At 66.6% G+C, this 18,025-nt stretch carries 11 protein-coding genes; 8 read left to right on the top strand and 3 right to left on the bottom strand.

Annotated elements, in window-relative coordinates; all coding sequences use genetic code 11:
- Positions 1-255: 255 nt before the first annotated feature.
- On the bottom strand, positions 256-828 hold the full coding sequence (locus Q331_RS0115620; protein WP_051631239.1) for a DUF924 family protein: 573 nt from the start codon (positions 826-828) through the stop codon (positions 256-258).
- Between the two features lie 15 nt (positions 829-843).
- A complete protein-coding gene (locus tag Q331_RS0115615) occupies positions 844-2,643 on the bottom strand; it encodes a long-chain-acyl-CoA synthetase (RefSeq protein WP_034492613.1) in 1,800 nt (599 codons plus the stop codon).
- A 129-nt stretch (positions 2,644-2,772) separates the two neighbouring features.
- Here Q331_RS0115615 and Q331_RS0115610 point away from each other — a divergent pair, with 129 nt between their 5' ends.
- Positions 2,773-3,024 carry a sulfurtransferase TusA family protein gene (locus Q331_RS0115610; protein WP_026381441.1) on the top strand — a complete coding sequence of 84 codons (252 nt, stop codon included), beginning with the start codon at positions 2,773-2,775 and terminating at the stop codon, positions 3,022-3,024.
- Between the two features lie 80 nt (positions 3,025-3,104).
- Here the strand turns inward: Q331_RS0115610 and Q331_RS23210 are convergent, their stop codons facing one another.
- Positions 3,105-4,388, bottom strand: a complete 1,284-nt coding sequence (locus tag Q331_RS23210; protein ID WP_051631238.1) for a D-alanyl-D-alanine carboxypeptidase family protein — start codon at positions 4,386-4,388, stop codon at positions 3,105-3,107.
- A gap of 191 nt (positions 4,389-4,579) precedes the next feature.
- On the opposite strand from Q331_RS23210, the gene Q331_RS0115600 reads away from it, so the two are divergent.
- The 7 genes from Q331_RS0115600 (at position 4,580) to pyc (ending at position 18,001) form a co-directional block, all read left to right on the top strand.
- Positions 4,580-5,626 carry a TAXI family TRAP transporter solute-binding subunit gene (locus tag Q331_RS0115600; protein WP_026381440.1) on the top strand — a complete coding sequence of 349 codons (1,047 nt, stop codon included), beginning with the start codon at positions 4,580-4,582 and terminating at the stop codon, positions 5,624-5,626.
- 157 nt (positions 5,627-5,783) lie between these two features.
- On the top strand, positions 5,784-7,994 hold the full coding sequence (locus tag Q331_RS0115595; RefSeq protein WP_084175096.1) for a TRAP transporter permease: 2,211 nt from the start codon (positions 5,784-5,786) through the stop codon (positions 7,992-7,994).
- Positions 7,995-8,174: 180 nt separating this feature from the next.
- Positions 8,175-9,338, top strand: coding sequence for a M20 aminoacylase family protein (locus tag Q331_RS0115590; protein ID WP_026381438.1), 1,164 nt, complete (start codon positions 8,175-8,177; stop codon positions 9,336-9,338).
- Positions 9,339-9,430: 92 nt separating this feature from the next.
- Positions 9,431-11,254, top strand: coding sequence for a malto-oligosyltrehalose trehalohydrolase (gene treZ / locus Q331_RS0115585; RefSeq protein ID WP_026381437.1), 1,824 nt, complete (start codon positions 9,431-9,433; stop codon positions 11,252-11,254).
- The gene (treY, locus tag Q331_RS0115580) at positions 11,247-13,955 is read left to right on the top strand and encodes a malto-oligosyltrehalose synthase (protein WP_051631237.1); all 2,709 of its coding nucleotides are present in this window, start codon (positions 11,247-11,249) and stop codon (positions 13,953-13,955) included. Before treZ ends, treY begins: the two co-directional genes overlap by 8 nt.
- Before the next feature lie 157 nt (positions 13,956-14,112).
- The gene (locus Q331_RS0115575) at positions 14,113-14,394 is read left to right on the top strand and encodes a glycine zipper domain-containing protein (RefSeq protein ID WP_084175095.1); all 282 of its coding nucleotides are present in this window, start codon (positions 14,113-14,115) and stop codon (positions 14,392-14,394) included.
- A 121-nt stretch (positions 14,395-14,515) separates the two neighbouring features.
- Positions 14,516-18,001, top strand: a complete 3,486-nt coding sequence (pyc, locus tag Q331_RS0115570; protein ID WP_026381434.1) for a pyruvate carboxylase — start codon at positions 14,516-14,518, stop codon at positions 17,999-18,001.
- Positions 18,002-18,025: the final 24 nt, after the last annotated feature.

Here is an 18,025-nt window from a genome sequence, read left to right as displayed (position 1 = left end):
TGCTTGTCCACAAGCCGTTCGAACACGCCCCAGGGAACATGCTTCAAGACGTCGTGGAAAACGCTATTGTGGTGCCGCACGGTGTTGCTCCCTCGTGTCCGGAAGACGCGCCAAACGTCTGAACACGAGTAGAATCAACACCGTGCGCTCAGTCCACAAAATTAAACCGGACAGCCGTGGGCCTGACCCGGCCATGACCGCCTCGGCCCCGCTGCGAGGCAGGTCGTCAAGGTCGGCGCAAGCATTGCCCGGCCCTCAGCCGGAAAATCCGCCGCCGTCGAGATAGCGCTTTTCGGCGGCGCTGGAGACGCGGCCGAGGATGGCGTTGCGATGCGGGAAGCGGGCGAAGCGGCGGATGATGTCGCGGTGGTCGAGGGCGTAGGGCAGTGTCGCGTCGCCATCGCCGAGCGCGTGGGCGAGCGCGACGCAGCGATCCTGCGCGGCAAGGCTTTCGGCGTGCATGAAGGGCATGGCGAAGAATTTCCTCAGCTGAGGATCGACCCTTGCGTCATGGCCGCGTGCCAGCGCCGCCTCGGCGAGAAGAAGCGCCTTGCCATCCTCGGCGAAAGCCTCCGGTGTGCCGCGATGAAGATTGCGGGAAAACTGGTCGAGAACGAGGACAAGCGCCAGCGCTCCCTCCGGGGTGTCGGCCCAATGGTCGAGCTCGCCGGCGGCGGCCGCCTTGTGCAGGTCGGCGAAGCGCTCGCCTATCCTTGCGTCGAAGCTGGAATCTGCAGCGAACCATTTTTCCGGTCCCGCCTCAAGCCAGAAGGCGAGAATATCGGCGGGGCCGGTCGACGAAGCCGGCGTTGCGTTGGTGTCGGTCAACGGTCTCTCACAAGCTCAGAAACGCATCTGACCGCTGACAATCGCCTCGTAGAGGCCTTGGTCGAGCGGCACATAGGCTTCCTTGTCGGGATGCAGGACGTAGAGCGGATCGTGGATCTGATCCGGATCGAAGCCCTCGCGCACCAGATCCACCTTGCGCTGCTTGAAGGTGCCGGTGATGTCAAGCGCCTGCTGCACGCGCAGGAAGATCGGCCGGGCATAGCGCGGCAATTGCCGGCTGACATGGTTGTGGAAGCCGGCGAGATCGAAATCGTCCTCCACCACCAGCGCCACCATGCCGGCGCGCCCTTCCGTGCCGGGGATGGCGACGCCGAAGACGTTCGCCTCCTTGACGCCGGGATAGACGGTGAGCGCCTCGGAGACCTCAGAGGTGGCGACGTTCTCGCCTTTCCAACGGTAAGTGTCGCCGATGCGGTCGATGAAATAGAAATAGCCGTGCGCGTCCTTCTTCATCAGGTCGCCGGTGCGGAACCACATATCGTCCTTCTCGAAGACGTCGCGCAAAATCTTCTTTTCCGTCGCCACCGGATCGGCATAGCCCTCGAAGCGTTGGCTCGGCCGGTTCGGATCGTCGAGGATGCGCGAGATCACCTCGCCGACCTCGCCCGGCCCGCATTTGATGGCGTAGCCGTCCGGGCCGCGCATCGGCTCCTCGTGCTCGTAGTCGAAGCGCACCACCTCGGTGACGAAGCGCCGCTCGGCCCATTTGGGGATGCGTCCGACGGAGCCGACCTTGCCGTCGAAATTGAAGAAGACGGCGTTGCCCTCCGTGGAGGCGTACCATTCCAGGATCTTGGGGATACGGAAGCGGGTCCTGAAATCCTCCCAGATATCGGGGCGCAGGCCGTTGCCGCAGGCCAGCCGCAGCTTATGGCGCGTCTCCTTGGGATGCGTCGGGCTGTTGACGAGATAGCGGCAGAGCTCGCCGATATACTGGAAGATGGTGCATTCGAAATCGACGACGTCGTCCCAGAACTGGCTGGCGGAGAACTTCTCGCGGATGACGACGCTGGCGCCAGCCGTCAGCGCCGCCGCCGAGGCCACGCAAGAGCCGGTCGTGTGATAGAGCGGCAGGCACACATAGATGCGGTCCTCAGGCGTCATGTTCATGGCGCCGTGAAAGCCGAGCGAGATGGCGAGCACGCGGTAATGGTTGATGTTCGCCGCCTTGGGCATGCCGGTCGTGCCGGAGGTGTAAATGAACAGGCAGCGGTCGGCGGTGGTGAGGCTCGGCTTCTCGCTGTCGGCGAGGTTGCCGCCATCCATCGTCGCCAGCGCCGTGTCCAGGCGCTGCCAGTTCTCCACCGCGCCGTCGAAGGCCCAGTTTTGCGGACCGGGGTTGAGGTGCCGCTCGGCCGTATGGAAGGCGTCGGCGAGCGCGGCGTCGACGATGACGTGCTTGGGCTCCACGATGTTGACGCAATTGGCGAGCACGGCGCCGCGCAGATTGGTGTTGAGGCAGGCTGTGACGCCGCCGGCGCGGGCGATGCCGAGCCAGGCCGCCATGTAATCAGGACGGTTGGGCATCATCAGGGCGACGCAATCGCCCTTCTTGACGCCATTGGCGAGCGCCCAGCGGGCATATTGGTTCGCCCGCTCGTTGTACTCGCGGTAGGTCCAGCGCTCCTGTTCGGAGATGAGGGCCGGCCGGTCCCCAAAGCGCTCGGCCAGCTCGTCGGCAATGTCAGGAAAGGTGCGGTTCTTGTTCTTGGCTGCCGCCGTCACCTTCTTCAGAGTGCGAAGCGCGCCGCGTAGATAGGCGGCTTCGCTGGCGATCCTTTCGAAAATCCCCATGCGTCTCCCCCGTAGCCCTTCGCAGGCCACGACCATCTTGCTTCTTGCCTTTTGTCTCGCATAGGAGAAGGCAAAGTGGAAGCCATTACGCCGCCGTTGCCCGGCGCAGAAAAGGTGTCTGAAGAGCGCATGCCATCGCCGCAGGACTGGCTGATCGTCGATGTGCGCGGGCTGAAATGCCCTCTTCCCGTCTTGAAGACGCAAAAGCGCATGGCGCCCCTGCCGCAAGGCACCCTCGTGGCGGTGTTGGCGAGCGACCCGATGGCGCGCATCGACATTCCGCATTTTTGCAACGAACACGGGCATAGCCTCATCGCCCAGAGCGAGGAGGAGGGCTTCGTGCGTTACGAGATCAGGAAGGGTGGCGGACGACCCGGCTGAGAGGGCCGCGCCGTGCGATGGCCCGCCGTGAACTCGCCGGCCATTTGCGCCCCACGGGCGACCCCTATGGCTACGGGCCCCTATGGCTGCGGGCGAGGACGCGGCAGGCGCGAGGGCGCGTTCAACAGGCTAGCTGGATCGACGATGGGTTCCGGCGCGGCCTCTCGCGGCGCGAAGGCCGTCGCCAGTCGCGGCGAGAAAGGCTCAATGACGGTGGGACGCGGGCGCGGCAACACACCGATATTGGCGATGACGACGCGCCGGCCGAGCTCCTTCGTTCCCTCGCCCGCCACGCCGCCGGCGGCGACCGCGACCGGCTGCAGACCGGCGTGCCGCTCGCCGATATGCGAGGGTTTGAAGCCCTCGCCGGTGTCGATGAGGATCGGTCCGCCCTTGATCGACTTGTAGATCGGGTTTTCCGGCGAAGCCTGCTTGTTCGCCTTGCCGCCGCCGCACACGATCGGGCGCATATTCGCCGGCTCGGCATAGCCGCTGCCGGAGGAAATGCGGGTGATATCGCCGCGCGTGCCGGCAAACAGGCCGGTGCCGCGCTCAAAGCCCGCATCGAGGAGAATGGCGGCCTGCTCGGCGCGGTCGATGGCGTTTCTGGCGCCGAGCACGACGGCGATCAGCTCGCGCCCCCCGCGCCGGGCCGTGGCGACGACGTTCCAGCCGGAATCGCAGATATAGCCGGTCTTCATGCCGCTGGCGCCGCGGTAGCGGCCGATGAGCAGATTGGTGTTGCGCCGCGTGGCGCCGGAGACCTGGATCGCCGGAATGCCGAAATAGTGCTTGTAGCGCGGGTATCGCGTCATGATCGCCCGCGTCAGAAGGGCAAGGTCGCGGGCGCTCGTTATCTGGCGCGGATCGTGCAGGCCGTGCGGGTTGACGAAGCGCGTGCGGCTCATACCCAGGCGGCGCGCCTCGATATTCATCCGCTGGACGAAATCGTCGTAGCCCCCGCCGACGGATTCGGCGATGGCCGTGGCCATGTCGTTGGCCGAGCGCGTCAGCATCACTTTCAGCGCGTTGTCGACCGTCAGCACCTGGCCGGGCTTGAAGAACTGGCTGGCATAGGGCTCGCCATAGGCGGTCTTGCTCATGATGACCGGGGATTTCAGCGTCAGCTCCCCCGCCTCTATCGCCCGGAAGACCACCCAGGCGGTCATCAGCTTGGTGGTGGAGGCCGGATACCAGGGCCGCAAAGCATCCTGATCGGCGTAGACATCGCCGGTCTTGGCGTCGAGAAGCACATAGGGACCGCTATAGGCGATAGGCTGGGCGGCAAGGGCCGGCGTCCCCACCAGGCTCATCGACGCGAGCAACAAGAATGCTGCGACGGCGGCAAAAAGCTTGCGTCTCAAGGCTCGGCCTTCTTGCTCGGGTGTTGGGCGCTCAGATGTTCGAGGCTCGGTAACATAGATCGCCCGTGCGGCACAAACAGGGCGAGGACGGCAGGACAATGCCGCTTAAGCAGGCTTTGCTTTCCAAGACTTGCACCATAAGTTCTCATTTCGTGAAGAACCAAAAAGGCTTCAAGCCGGGAGGAAACAGCATGCTCTCCAAACGCGTATTTCTACGCTCCTTCGTTGCTTTGGCGGCGGTCGGCGCTTTGGCCGGCAATCTCCTTGCGCCTGGCGAGGCGCGGGCGCAGGAGGAAGAGAATTATCTTCTCGCCACCGCTTCGACCGGCGGCACCTATTATCCGGTCGGCGTGGCGCTCGCGACCTTGGTGAAGGTGAAGCTGCAGCCGAAGGACAAGATCGGCATGTCGGCGATCAACTCCGCCGGCTCCGGCGAGAACATCAAGCTTCTGCGCGACAACGAGGTGCAGTTCGCCATTCTGCAGGGGCTCTACGGCGCCTATGCCAAGAACGGCACCGGCCCGCTGGAGAGCGAGGGACCGCAGGAGGGGCTGCGCTCCATCACCATGCTTTGGCCGAATGTGGAGCACTTCGTGGTCATGAACGATCTGGTGGATAGCGGCAACGTCTCCGATGTGGAGAACGCCAAGGGCGAGGCAGTCAATCTCGGGGCGCAGAATTCCGGCACGCTCGGCTCCAACCGCACCATTCTCGGCAATCTCGGCTACGATATCGAGAACGATTTCGACCTTGTCTATTCCGGCTACAGCGCGGCCGCGGAGGCGCTGCAGAACGGCCAGATCGTGATGATGTCGACGCCGGCCGGCCCGCCGGTGGGCGCCGTCACCCAGGCCTTCGCCAATATGGGCGATCAGATCACTGTGCTCGATTTCACCGACGAGCAGGTGAGCCAGGCGAACGGCGATTTCGGCGAGTTGTGGACGCGCTTCACCATCCCCGCCGGCACCTATCCGGGCCAGGAGAAGGACATCAACACGATCGGCCAGCCGAACTTCCTCGCCGTGCGCGATGACGTGCCGGAGGAGACGATCTACAAGATCACCAAGACGATCTACGAAAACCTGGCCTTCCTGCAAGGCATCCATCCGGCGACCAACAACATGAAGCTGGAAGCGGCGATCGCCGGCCTGCCCTTGCCGCTGCATCCGGGGGCGGCCCGCTACTACGAAGAGCAGGGCATTACCATCCCGGACCGGCTGAAGATGTCGATGCAATAGCCGGGCAAGGCGCGCTCGCGCGGCCCGGCATCGTGAGTGTGGCCGTGCCCTCGCTTGCGGGCATGGCCAACGCGCCTGCGCGACCTCTCGGCCCCGGTGGTGACGCCACCGGCCGGGGTGCCGGGCGATCTCGCGTCAGCTCACACGCGGCACGAAGATGAGCGCCGAGACCCGCAATAGCGAGCCGTGCCCCGATGGCGAAGCGGCGAGGGGCCGGGAGCCGGGCGACCTCGACACGGCGACGGCGGCGAGCCCCGTCGGGCTCGGCCGGGACGTGGAGGGCGAAAGCGAGGCGCATATCCGCAGCCTCGCCGGCTGGCCCGGCCGCGCCTTCGCAGCGCTCGGCATCGCCATTTCGGCCTTCCATATCTGGGCCAATATCGACGGGCGCATCGCAACGCTCTGGCTCGTCGGCCTGCATTTCGCCGGCTTCGCCTTCCTCTGCTGCCTGCGCTATCCCTTGAAGATCGGCCGCTTCGTCGCCCCGCTCTGGCTGGATGCGGCGATCGGGGCGGTGATCGCGGGCGCGACCATCTTCATCGTCGGTTCGGAAAACGCCATCTACGCGCAGGGCGTGCGGCTCTCGCCGGAGCATTGGGCGGCGGCCGCCATCGCCATCTTCGGCGCCGTGGAGCTGACGCGGCGCACCACGGGTCCGATCATCCCAGCACTGATTTTGCTAGCGCTCGCCTATGTGTCCTTTCTCGGCGCGCACATACCGGGCGTCTTCCGCTTCGCCGGACTGTCGCTGGAGACCGTCGTCTTTCGCTCCATCTTCGGCGACGACGCCATGTTCGGCACGATCGGACGCATTTCGGCGACCTTCGTCTTCATGTTCATCCTCTTCGGCGCCTTCCTGGTGCGCTCGGGGGCGGGCGACTTCATCATCGATCTCGCCCGCGCTCTCGCCGGCCGGCTCATCGGTGGGCCGGGCTTCGTCGCCGTCTTCTCTTCCGGATTAACGGGCACGATCTCAGGCTCGGCCGTCGCCAACACCGTCTCCACCGGCGTCATCACCATCCCGTTGATGAAGAAATCCGGCTTTCCGCCGCGCTTCGCCGCCGGGGTGGAGGCGGCCTCCTCCACCGGCGGGCAGCTGATGCCGCCGATCATGGGGGCGGGCGCCTTCGTCATGGCCTCCAATACCCAGATCCCCTATCTCGATATCGTCGCCGTGGCGACGCTGCCGGCACTCGCCTATTTCCTCACCGTCGCCTCCTTCGTGCGCATCGAGGCGAAGAAGCATCACATCACCGGCGTCGACGAGGAGAGCAAGAGCGCCTGGCAGGTGCTAAAGGCCGGCGGGCCGGCCTTTCTCATTCCCATCGCGACCCTGCTTACCCTCCTCATTCAGGGCTTCACGCCGGTCTATGCCGCCGGCTGGGCGATTCTTTCCGTCGTCGCCTCCTCCTGGCTGACGAAGAACCGGATGGGGCCGCGGGCGATCCTGGAGGCGCTGGCGCTCGGCGCCCAGAACATGATCATGACGGCGGTGCTGCTCATCGCCGTCGGCCTCATCGTCAACGTCATCGCCATGACCGGCATCGGCAATACCTTCTCCTTGATGATCGCCGAATGGGCGGGTGGCAATCTTCTCATCGCGCTGGTGCTGATCGCCCTCGCCTCGCTGGTGCTCGGCATGGGGTTGCCGGTGACAGCCGCCTATATCGTGCTTGCCACGCTGTCGGCCCCCGCTCTGCAGGGGATGATCCAGAACGGCTTTCTGGTCGATCTTCTCGCCACCGGCACCTTGCCGGAGGCGGCGCGCGCGCCCTTCATGCTCGCCGATCCCGACGCGCTATCGAAGCTCGCCGAGCCGATGGGGCGGGAAGCGGCGGCCGCTTTCGTCGCGGCGACGCCGATGGAGGTCTTGCGGCTCGTTCACGATCAGGCGCTCGATCCGGCCCTGGTCACTGCCGCGCTCCTGTCGGCGCATATGATCATCTTCTGGCTGTCGCAGGATTCCAACGTCACGCCGCCGGTCTGCCTCACCGCCTTCGCCGCGGCGACGATCGCGCGCACGCCGCATATGGCGACCGGGCTGACGGCCTGGAAGCTCGCCAAGGGCCTCTATATCGTGCCGATCCTGTTCGCCTACACGCCCTTTCTCTATGGCTCGCCGCCGGAAGTTCTCCTCGTTTTCGTCCAGGCGGTGATCGGCTCCTACGCGGTCGGGGCGGCGATGGACGGGCATATGGAGGCGCCGCTCCCATGGCCCCTCAGGTTCCTCGCCGGCGTCGCCGGCGTCGTCGTCCTGTGGCCGGGCCTTCCCGTGGCGACGGCTGTTGGCGCGGCACTGACGCTCGGCCTTCTTGCCTGGAGCGTGCGCGCTGATCGCCGCGCAGCCGCCAGGCTAAGAGCGGCGTGAGCCGTCCTGGCGATCCCGCCCCTGTCGCAGTATCGCATTCGGCGCGGCCGGATCGCGCTTCCCGCCTCCCGCAACGGGGAAGCGGGACGATCACCGCCGGACGACGAGGCCCTGCCCATCATATCGGCTTGTCAGGCGCAGCCGACGCAAACTAGCATGGCTCCAGAACAGTGAGTTCCCATGCCGATCATCAATTCCCTCGCCGAATATGCGGACGACATCGCCCATTGGCGGCGCGATTTGCACCGCAATCCGGAGCTTCTCTACGACCTTGAGCGCACCGCCGGGATCGTGGCGGAGAAGCTGCGCGAATTCGGCTGCGACGAGGTGGTGGAGGGCATCGGCCGCACCGGCGTCGTCGGCGTCGTCAAGGGCCGGGAGGAGGGCGAAACGGTCATCGGTCTCAGGGCCGATATGGATGCGCTGCCCATCCAGGAGGAGACCGGCAAGCCCTGGGCCTCCGAGGTGCCCGGCAGGATGCATGCCTGCGGCCATGACGGGCACACGGCCATGCTCCTCGGCGCGGCGCGCTACCTCGCTCAGACGCGCAATTTTGCCGGCCGCGCCGTGCTCATCTTCCAGCCGGCCGAGGAGGGCGGGGCGGGCGCGCGCGCCATGATCGAGGACGGGCTGATGGAACGCTTCGGCATCGTGGAGGTCTACGGCATGCACAACATGCCGGGCCTGCCGGTCGGCCAGTTCGGCATCCGGTCGGGGCCGCTGATGGCGGCGGCCGACCATTTCTCCATCCAAATCGAGGGCAAGGGCGGGCACGCCGCCAAGCCGCATCAGGGCGTCGATCCGGTCCTCGTCGGCACCGAGATCGTCGGCGCCCTGCAGTCGATCGTGGCGCGCAACGTCGACCCTCTGAAGAACGCCGTCGTTTCCGTCACCACCTTCCATGCCGGCGATGCCTTCAACGTCACGCCGCAGCGGGCCACGCTGACGGGCACTGTGCGCACGCTGGAGCCGGGGATCCGGGACCTTGTGGAGCGGCGCATGAGCGAGATGATTCCGGCGATCGGGGCGGCCTTCGGCGCCACGGCCCGCTTCACCTACAAGCGCAACTATCCGGTGACGGTGAACCATGCCGAGCAGACGGAGAAGGCGATCGAGGTGGCGCGCTCCGTCGTCGGCGAAAAGGCGGTCCTCACCGACAATCCGCCGATGATGGGCGGCGAGGACTTCTCCTTCATGCTGGAGGCGCGGCCGGGCGCTTTCATCTTCGTCGGCAACGGCGACAGCGCCGGGCTGCACCATCCGGCCTACGACTTCAACGACAGCGCCATCCCCTACGGCGCCAGCTATTGGGCCAGCCTCGTGGAAAGGCTGATGCCGGCCTGAACAAGGGGCGCGCGAGCGCTGGAACACGCCGCGCCCGCCCGCGTTGAGGTGACGACGGCCGCCTCCGCAACCGCAGACCTCCAAGAGCTTCCGTGACCCAGCGCTTTGCCACCGATATTCGATGGGGCGCGCGCCTTCTTGACGATGGCGGCGCGCTCTTCCGCCTCTGGGCCCCGGCGCAGAGCGAGCTTCTCCTGCGCATCGGCGGGAGCGAGCGGGCGATGACGCCGGTCGGCGAGGGCTGGTTCGAGCTCGTCGTGGCCGAGGCGCGGGCCGGCCAGGATTACGCCTTCGTGCTCGCCGACGGCTTTGCCGTGCCGGATCCGGCGGCGCGGGCGCAGGCGGGCGACGTGCACGGGGCGAGCCGGCTCGTCGATCCGAAGGCCTATGCCTGGCAAAGCGGCGACTGGCGCGGCCGACCCTTCGAGGAGGCGGTCATTTACGAATTGCATGTCGGCACCTTCAGCCCCGAAGGTACCTTCGCCGGAGTGGAGGCAAGGCTCGACGAACTCAAGGCGACGGGCATCACCGCTATCGAGTTGATGCCGGTGGCGCAGTTCGCCGGGTCGCGCGGCTGGGGCTATGACGGGGTCCTGCTCTACGCCCCGCATCCGGCCTATGGCGGGGCGGAGGGGCTGAAGCGGCTCGTCGACGCCGCGCATGCGCGCGGCCTGATGGTGCTCCTGGACGTCGTCTACAACCATTTCGGCCCGGACGGTAACTACCTGCATATGTACGCGCCGCAATTCTTCGATCCGGAACGCCACACGCCTTGGGGCGCGGGCATCCATTACGACGATCCGGCGGTACGAGCCTTCTTCATCGACAACGCGCTCTACTGGCTCGGCGAATACCAGCTCGACGGGCTGCGCTTCGACGCCATCAACGAGATCAAGGGGCCGGGCGCGGAGAGCCTGTTGCCGGAAATCGCGGAGCGGGCGCGCGCCGCCTTTGCCGGCCGGCATCTCCATCTGACGAGCGAGGACGACCGCAATATCGTGGCGCTGCACGCGCGCGACGCGGCCGGAGAGATCCGGCTCTTCACCGCCGAGTGGAACGACGATTTCCACCATGCCGCGCATTGCCTGGCGACCGGCGAGCACGAGGGCTACTACCGCGACTATGCTGATGATCCGCTCGGCCATCTCATCCGCGTCCTCGCCGAGGGCTTTGCCTATCAGGGCGAGGTCTCCGAGCATTGGAACGGGCCGCGCGGGGTCGCCAGTGCCGGCCAGCCGCCTGCCGCCTTCGTCACCTTCCTGCAAAACCACGACCAGACCGGCAACCGCGCCGACGGCGAGCGGCTGACGCTTCTCGCCGAAGCCGGCATGCTGCGGCTCCTGCAGGCCATCCATCTGTTGTCGCCGCAAATCCCGCTTCTTTTCATGGGGGAGGAATACGGCGAGACGGCCCCCTTTCTCTTCTTCACCGACTTTTCCGGCGATCTCGCCGACGCGGTGCGCGAGGGAAGGCGGCGGGAATTTGCCGCCTGGGCGCGGTTCTCCGACCCGCAAAGCCGGCAAGCCATCGCCGACCCCAACGATCCTCAGACCTTCGAGCGTTCGCGGCTTGACTGGGAGCGGGCGGCGAGCCCGGAGGGGCGAGCCGAACGCGCCTTCGTCAAGGAGCTTCTGGCGATCCGGGGGAGGGAGATCGTCCCGCGCCTTGCCGGCATGCGGGCGATGAACGGCGAGGCGGAACGCCTCTCCGGTGCCGCCTTTCGCGTCGCCTGGCGCATGGGCGATGGCGCTGTCTTGACCATGCTCGCCAATCTCGGAGCGGCGCCGGCGGCGACGAACGGCTTTTCGCCGGCCGCGCCTCTCTACCTTTCCGGTCCCGGCGTCGGCGCGCAACTGCGCGACGGGAAAATCGCGCCGATGTCCGTCGCCGTCTTCATCGAGGCGGCGCATGGCTGAGGCACAAAGTCCCGACGGGCCGCCGCAGGGCACGCCAGGCGCCACCTACCGGTTGCAGTTCCGCGGCGAGATGGATTTTGCGCGCGCCGCCAAGCTCGCGCCCTATCTGAAGCGGCTCGGCGTCACGCATCTTTACGCCTCGCCCGTCTTCATCGCCGTGCCGGGCTCCACGCATGGCTACGACGTGGCGGATTTTTCCCAGATCGAGCCGGCCCTCGGCGGGCGGGACGGCTTTTCGAAGCTGGCGGCGGCGCTGCAAGCGGAGGGGATCGGCATCCTCCTCGACATCGTGCCGAACCATATGGGCGCCTCCACGGCCAATCCCTATTGGGCGGACGTTCTGGAATGGGGCGAGGAAAGCCCCTATGCGAGCGCCTTCGACATCGACTGGTCGGCGCCCAAGCTGCTCGTGCCGGTGCTGGGCGAGCCTTACGGAGAGGCGCTCACGGCGGGCGAGCTGGACCTTGCCTTTCATGCCGAAGAGGGCGGCTTTCGCATTACCTATTACGAGCTCGGCCTGCCGATCGCGCCGCCAAGCTATGCGCGCATCCTCGGCGCCATCGAGGCGCCGCCCTTCCAGGAATTGTCGCTCGCCTTCGCCACGACGGGCGCCGACGGCGCGGCCGACCTCAAGAAGCGACTCGCCGAGCTCGCGAGCGAGCCGGAAGCGCGCCGGCGTATCGAAGCGGCCGCCGCCGAACTCGCTGGCGACCACGACGCGCTGCACGAATTACACGAGGCGCAGAACTGGCGGCTCTGCCATTGGCGCATGGCGCGCGAGACGCTCACCTATCGCCGCTTCTTCGAGATCGCCGACCTCGTTGGGGTAAATGTCGATCGGCCCTCGGTCTTCGAGGCGACGCATGCGCTGACGCGCGAACTGGCCGAGGCCGGAGAGATCGCCGGGCTGCGCATCGACCATATCGACGGGCTGGCGGATCCGAAGGCCTATCTCGCGCGCCTCGGCGAGGCTATACCGGCAGCCGATTACGTGGTGGTGGAGAAGATTCTGGGGCCCGACGAGCGCCTGCCTGAGGGCTGGCGCTGCGCCGGGACGACCGGGTACGAATTCGCCCGTGCCGTCACCGCCATGCAGGTCGCGCCGGACGGTCTTGAGGCGCTGGACGCCGCCTGGCGGGCGCAGACCGGCGAGGAGCGCGACTTCGTCACCATTCTTGCCGGCGCCAAGCGGCGGCTTTTGACCTACAACCTCGCCGGCGAGCTCGCCTTTCTGACCGCGAGCGCGCGCGATATCGCCGAGGGCGATCCGGGAACCCGCGATTTCGGGCCCGATTCGCTGAGGCGCGCCATCGTCGCCATCGCCGCCGCCTTCCCCGTCTATCGCGCTTATGTCGACCTTGCCGGCGCTTCCAAGCAGGATCGCGCGCTGGTCCTGAAGGCCGCGGAGGAGGCCAAGGCCTCGCCCTTCGTGGAAGACCCGGCGGTGGTCGATTTTCTTGCCGCCATCCTGCTTCTGGACATCTCCGATCCGGAGCTTGCGGCCAAGGCGCTCTATTTCGCTCGCCGCTTTCAGCAGACGACCGGGCCGATGATGGCCAAGGCGCTGGAGGATACGGTGTTCTACCGCTTCAACCGGCTGGTGGCCCTCAACGAGGTCGGCGGCGAGGTGGAGGCGGCCGGGCCGGAAGAATTCCACGCGGCGATGCAGGCCCGCCTCAGCAGCCAGCCGGCCGGCCTTTCGGCGACGGCGACGCACGACACCAAGCGCGGCGAGGATGCGCGCGCGCGCATCGCCGCCGTCTCGGAGATGGCGGGCGAATGGGCCGAGGCCGTGACCCGCTGGAACGAGATGCTGGCGCCTCTCGTCACCGAACTGGAGGACGGGCCGGCGCCGGAGCCGAATATGATCTGGCTCTTCCATCAGGCACTCCTCGGGGGCTGGGAGTTCGGCCTTGAAAGGGGCGCGGCGAGCGCGCGCGCGGCTTTCGGCGAGCGGCTTGCCGGCTTCATGCTGAAAGCGGTACGCGAGGCCAAGGAGCGCACCAGCTGGACGGCGCCGAACGCGCCCTACGAGGCGGCCGTGACCGGTTTCGTTGAAGGCGCCCTGGCGCGCGAGGATTATCTCGCCGACTTTCTCGTCGTCTGCCGCCCGCTCTTTGCCGCCGGAGCGGTCAATTCCCTGGCCCAGCTCACCCTCAAACTGACGGCGCCTGGCGTTCCCGACATCTATCAGGGCACGGAGCTGTGGGACCTTTCCTTCGTCGACCCGGACAATCGCCGCCCCGTCGATTTTTCCGCCCGCGAGCGGCTTTTCGGCGAAGCGGCGGCCATGGATTTTACCGAGACGCTGCCGCGCTGGCGGGAGGGGCTGGCGAAGCTTTGGCTGATGCGGCGCCTCCTGGCGCTGAGGGGGGAGCACGCCGACCTCTTCTTGCACGGCAGCTACGAGCCGATCGCCGTGGAAGGGCCACAAGCGCAGCATGTCCTCGCCTTCGCGCGCTGTCATGAGGGCGTTACCATCGCCGCAGCGGTTCCCCGCCTGCCGCTGAAGCTTCTGGAGGGGGACGATGCGCTGTTTTTTCGGGACGATGCGCTGGCGGAAACCATGCTCCGGCTGCCCGAAGTTCCGGGAGATTGGCGTCACATCCTTGCCGACGGACGGTATTCTGAGGGCGGGGCCGTCGACTTGCCGACGCTTCTTGGCGCGGCGCCTCTCGCCATCCTGAAGACCGTCGATTAATAAGGAGCGGACCGCTCGTCACCGCGTTTCGACTTAACCATCCGCTTGGCCCTGGTTGTCGCATATGGAACCCGCCTGCTACAGACGGGTTCTTGAGGGGTGAGGCCGTCGCGCTATTGATGAGATCTCCGCACGATCGGAGACGGGAGAAGACAGAATGAAGATCAGAACCATTGCCATTGCCGGCATTGCCGCCCTCGGCATCACCGCTTGCACCCAGACGGAGCAGAATGCGGCGACGGGCGCTGGGGTCGGCGGTCTCGCCGGCGCGGTGATCGGCGGCGTGGCTACCAATTCGGTCGGCGGTGCCGTCGTCGGCGGCGCCATCGGCGCGGCCTCCGGCGCCATCATCGGCACGGTCGCCAGCCGTCCGGGCTATTGCTACTACCGCGACCGCAACGGACGCCGCTACACCGCCGAATGCCCCGCGGGCTATTGATCGGACAAAGCCGCTCTTGATTGCGAGGCCTCCGGTAATCCGGGGGCCTCTTCGTTTGCGTCGCCTCCAGCCGGCCGTTAAACAACGCTTCCTGCCGTATTCCATTTAACGAGTTCGTCCGTTGCGAAAAGTCTCCAAGCTTCTTGTCGCCAATCGTTCCGAAATCGCCATTCGCGTCTTCCGTGCCGCCAACGAACTGGGGCTCAGGACCGTCGCGGTCTATGCCGAGGAAGACAAGCTCGCGCTGCATCGCTTCAAGGCGGATGAAGCCTATTTGATCGGCTCCGGATCGCATCTGCCCGAGCAGATGGGGCCGATCGAATCCTACCTCTCCATCGACGAGATCCTTCGTGTCGCCAAGCATTCGGGCGTCGACGCCATCCATCCGGGTTATGGCTTCCTCTCCGAGAGTCCCGAATTCGCCGAGGCCTGTGAAGAGGCCGGCATCATCTTCATCGGCCCTTCGCCGCGGACCATGCGCCGGCTCGGCAACAAGGTGACGGCACGCAACCTCGCCGTGGAGGCCGGCGTGCCGGTGATGCCGGCGAGCGAGCCGCTCGGCGAGGACGAGGCGAGCTGGAAGGAGGTCGCGGCCAAGATCGGCTATCCGGTGATGCTGAAGGCCTCCTGGGGCGGCGGCGGGCGCGGCATGCGCGTCATCGCCGAGGAGGAGGCGCTTTTGGGCATGGTGCGCCAGGCCAAGCGCGAGGCCAAGGCCGCCTTCGGCAAGGACGAGGTCTATCTGGAAAAGCTGGTGGAGCGGGCGCGCCATGTCGAGGTGCAGATCCTCGGCGACCGGCACGGCAACCATGTGCATCTGTTCGAGCGCGACTGCACCGTGCAGCGCCGCCACCAGAAGGTCGTGGAGCGCGCCCCGGCCCCCTATCTCGGCGCGGAAAAGCGCGAGGAGCTGTGCGGCTATGCGCTGGCGATCGCCAAGGCGGCCGATTATGTCTGCGCCGGCACGGTGGAATTCCTGCAGAACGCCGATACCGGCGAATTCTACTTCATCGAGGTCAATCCGCGCATCCAGGTGGAGCATACGGTCACGGAGGAAGTGACCGGCATCGATATCGTCAAGGCGCAGATCAAGGCGATCGAGGGCGAGAAGATCGGCGAGCCGGCCTCCGGTGTGCCGGAGCAGGCGAAGATCTTCCTCAACGGCCATGCCCTGCAATGCCGCATCACCACCGAGGACCCGGAAGAGAATTTCATCCCCGATTACGGGCGCATCACCGCCTATCGCGGCGCCACCGGCTTCGGCATCCGGCTCGACGGCGGCACCGCTTATTCCGGCGCCGTCATCACGCGCTATTACGATCCGCTGCTTGAGAAGGTGACCGCCTGGGCGCCGACCCCGGAAGAGGCGATGCGGCGCATGGACAGGGCGCTGCGCGAATTCCGCATCCGCGGCGTCGCCACCAACCTCACCTTCCTGGAGAACATCGTCTCCCACCCGGCCTTCCGGGACGCCTCCTACACGACGCGCTTCATCGACGACACGAAAGAGCTCTTCGACACGATGAAGCGGCGCGACCGCGGCACCAAGCTTCTCACCTATATCGCCGACGTGACGGTGAACGGCCATCCGGAGACGCGCAGTCGCCCGCGCCCGCCGGAAGGTGTGGCGCCGCCGGTGCCGCCGACCTTTGCGGCGCGAGAGTTGCCCGAAGGCTTTCTCGGCACCAAGGCGCGGCTCGACAGGGAGGGCGCGGAGGGCCTCTGCCGCTGGGTGCGCGCGCAAGACAAGGTGCTTCTCACCGACACGACGATGCGCGACGGGCACCAGTCGCTGCTGGCGACGCGCATGCGCACCCACGACATCGCCGGCATCGCCCCGGCCTATCAGGCGGGCATGCCGGAGCTTTTCTCGCTGGAATGCTGGGGCGGGGCGACCTTCGACGTCGCCATGCGCTTTTTGACCGAGGATCCCTGGGAGCGGCTCGCCAAGATCCGCGCCGGGGCGCCGGACATCCTTCTGCAGATGCTGCTGCGCGGCTCCAACGGCGTCGGCTACACCAACTATCCCGACAATGTGGTGCGCTTCTTCGTGCGCCAGGCGGCCGAGGCCGGCATCGATGTCTTCCGCGTCTTCGACTGCCTCAACTGGGTGGAGAATATGCGCGTCGCCATGGATGCGGTGCTGGAATCGGGCAAGATCTGCGAGGCGGCGATCTGCTATACCGGCGACATCAACGATGCGGCGCGCGCCAAATACGACCTGAAATACTATGTCGATCTCGCCCGGCAGCTGGAGGCGGCCGGAGCGCAGATGATCGCCATCAAGGACATGGCCGGCGTGCTGCGTCCCGGCGCGGCGAAGACGCTGTTCACGGCGCTGCGCGAGACGACCGACCTGCCGCTGCACTACCACACCCACGACACCTCCGGCATTTCCGCCGCCTCGGTGCTGGCGGCGGTGGAGGCCGGCGTCGATATCGTCGATGCGGCCATGGATTCGGTCGCCGGCCTCACCTCGCAGCCGGCGCTCGGCTCCATCGTGGAGGCGCTTGCCTCCGGCGAGCGGGCCACCGGCCTGTCGCGCGAGGCCATCCGCCGGCTCGCCTTCTACTGGGAGGCGGTGCGCCACCAATATTCGGCCTTCGAGAGCGACCTCAAAGCGCCGGCCTCGGAGGTTTATCTTCACGAGATGCCGGGCGGCCAGTTCACCAACCTGAAGGAGCAGGCGCGCGCGCTCGGCCTTGAATCGCGCTGGCACGCAGTGGCGCGTGCCTATCACGACGTCAATCTGATGTTCGGCGACATCGTCAAGGTGACGCCCTCCTCCAAGGTCGTCGGCGATATGGCGCTGATGATGGTAAGCCAGGATCTTTCGGTGGAGGACGTGCTGGATGAGAAGCGCGAGATCTCCTTTCCCGAATCGGTCGTGCAGATGATGCGCGGCGAGCTCGGCCAGTCGCCCGGCGGCTGGCCGGAGGCGATCCAGAAGAAGGTTCTGAAGAACGAGGAACCGATCACCGTCAGGCCGGGATCGCTGATGGCGGCGGCCGATCTTGAGGCGGAGCGGGCCAAGGCGGCCGAGGCGACGGGCGTGGAGATCGCGGACCGCGAGCTCGCCTCCTATCTGATGTATCCGAAGGTGTTCACCGATTTCGCCGCCGCGCAGGAGACTTACGGGCCGACCGAGGTGTTGCCGACGCCGGTCTATTTCTATGGGCTTCAGGCCGGCGAGGAGGCGCTCATCGAATTGGAGCGCGGCAAGACGCTGGTGGTGCGCTGCCTCGTCGTTGGCGAGGCGGACGAGGAAGGCCAGGTGCGCGTCTTCTTCGAGCTCAACGGCCAGCCGCGGGCGGTGCGCGTGCCGGATCGGCTGCATGGCGCGGCCGACGCGGCGAGAAAGCCGAAGGCGGAGGCGGGCAACGCCAACCATGTCGGCGCGCCGATGCCCGGCGTCATCTCGCAGGTGACGGTGAAGGCGGGCGAGAAGGTCACGGCGGGCGACGTGCTCGTGTCCATCGAGGCGATGAAGATGGAGACGGCCATCCACGCCGATCACGACGGAACGATCGCTGAGATCTTCGTCAAGCCGGGCGATGCCGTCGACGCCAAGGATTTGCTCGTCACTTACGAGGCGGAGGGCGAGTAGGCCTGCCTCTCACCTGGCGCCGTG

The organism is Afifella pfennigii DSM 17143, from assembly GCF_000688515.1.
In the GTDB taxonomy this organism is placed as follows: Bacteria; Pseudomonadota; Alphaproteobacteria; order Rhizobiales; family Afifellaceae; genus Afifella; species Afifella pfennigii.
This window is presented reverse-complemented; position numbering and strand designations above follow the sequence as displayed.